This is a genomic window from Deltaproteobacteria bacterium, assembly GCA_009930495.1.
In the GTDB taxonomy this organism is placed as follows: Bacteria; Desulfobacterota; Desulfovibrionia; order Desulfovibrionales; family Desulfomicrobiaceae; genus Desulfomicrobium.
This window is the reverse complement of record RZYB01000349.1, coordinates 1-1716: the sequence shown is the minus strand read 5'-3', so window position 1 is coordinate 1716 and position 1716 is coordinate 1. Positions and strand designations below refer to the sequence as shown.

Genomic DNA, 1716 nt, shown 5'->3' with positions numbered 1-1716 from the left:
AAGGCCAGGGCCATGGCCAGGAAGGCCCAGAATTGCAGTTCGGAGCTGAACTGCTTGGTCATCAATTCCGGAATGGAGAAGGTTCCGCCGGCCACATAGAAGGCGATGATGGCCACCAGGAGCAGGGTGGACCCGGCCAGTGTGTAGAGGAAGAACTTGATGGACGCGTAGCGTTTGTTGGGCCCGCCCCAGACCGCGATAAGCAGGTACATGGGCACGAGCATGGCTTCCCAGAAGATGTAGAAGAGCACGAAGTCCAGGGCCACGAACACGCCCACGCAGGCCGAGGTCATGAGCAAGAGGACAATGTGAAATTCCTTGATCCGCTTGGAGATGTAGTTCCACGAGCAGAGCACGCACAGGGGCAGCAGGGCCACGGTCAGCAGAACCATGAGCAGGCTGATGCCGTCCACGCCGAGATGAAAGGTCAGGCCCCACTGGGGCACCCAGGCCATCTTTTCCTCGAACTGAAAACTGCCCGAGGACAGGTCGAAGCCCAGAAGCGGCAGGGCGAAGAGCAGCTCCAGCAAGCCCGCCGCCAGGGTCAGCTTGCGGATCAGGACCTCGTCCTTCACCGCCAGCAGAGCCAGGGACGCGCTCAAGGGGAAGAAGATGAGCGTGCTCAGGACCGGAAAGGTTGAGTGAGTCATAAAATCTTCCTTGATTCGAAGTTAGCGCAGAAGAGCCACGATCATGACCACGGCCGTGATGCCGCAGGCCAGAAGCACGGCCCCCGCGATATAATCCTGGATCTTGCCGTTGATGGTCAGCGCGGTGCGGCGGCCGATGCCGCGTACGCCCAGGGCGCTGCCATCGAGGATGCCGTCGATGACATGCCAGTCGAAAAGGCTGGTGAACTTGCCGCCGATGAGCAGGCCTTTCAGTCCGACCCAGCGGTAGACGTCGCTCCACCAGGCATCGACCAGGGCAAAGGGGTATTTGCAGATGACCAGGAAGATGCGGCCGATCCAGATGTAGAAGAACTCAAAATCCAGATTCTGTTTGGCCGCCGGAGTCAGACGCTTGACCATGAGGGCGAATCCCAAGCCCGTGAATCCGAGCAGGATGGAGATCTGGAGCACATGCCAAGCGGTGTAGGGCTCGTATTCCACCGGGAAGGGCAGGAGCTTGTACAGCAGCTGGGGCTGCACGCCGATGATGAAGCACAGCGCCGCGCCCAGGCCCATGGCCACGTACATGTTGGTCGGGATGGGTTTGAGTTCGCGGGTCATGTCGTCGGGCTTGGCGTAGAAGGCGAAGAACGGCAGCTTCAGACCGACGGACAGGAAGGTTCCGATGGAGGCCAGTTCCAGACCTAGGGCCAGCCACGTGTGGTGCGCTTCGGCCGCGCCGGCGATGACCATGGTCTTGGAGACGAAGCCCGAGAAGAGCGGCATGCCCGAGATGGACACGGCCGCGACCATGTACAGCACGAAGACCCAGGGCAGCCGGCGGACCAGACCGCCCAGTTCCGAGAGCTTGGCCGTGCCGGCCGCGTAGAGGAGCGCGCCGGTGGTCATGAACAACAGGCCCTTGTAGATGATGTGGGCATAGGCGTGGGCGCAGGCCCCATTCAGGGTCATCTGCGAGGCGATGCCGATGCCGGCGACCATGTACCCGACCTGGGACACGATGTGGTAGGACAGGATGCGCCGGGCGTTGTTCTCGATGGTCGCGTAGCAGACGCCGTAGATGGCCATGATGGTCCCGCCGATG

2 protein-coding genes are annotated in these 1716 nt (G+C 61.6%); both read right to left on the bottom strand.

Annotated features, from left to right (window positions below):
* A partial coding sequence (locus EOL86_14570; protein NCD26796.1) for an NADH-quinone oxidoreductase subunit M occupies positions 1 to 650 on the bottom strand: 650 nt, incomplete at its 3' end.
* Between the two features lie 21 nt (positions 651 to 671).
* Positions 672 to 1716, bottom strand: a 1045-nt coding sequence (locus EOL86_14565) for a Na+/H+ antiporter subunit D (GenBank protein NCD26795.1), incomplete at its 5' end; no start/stop codon positions are given.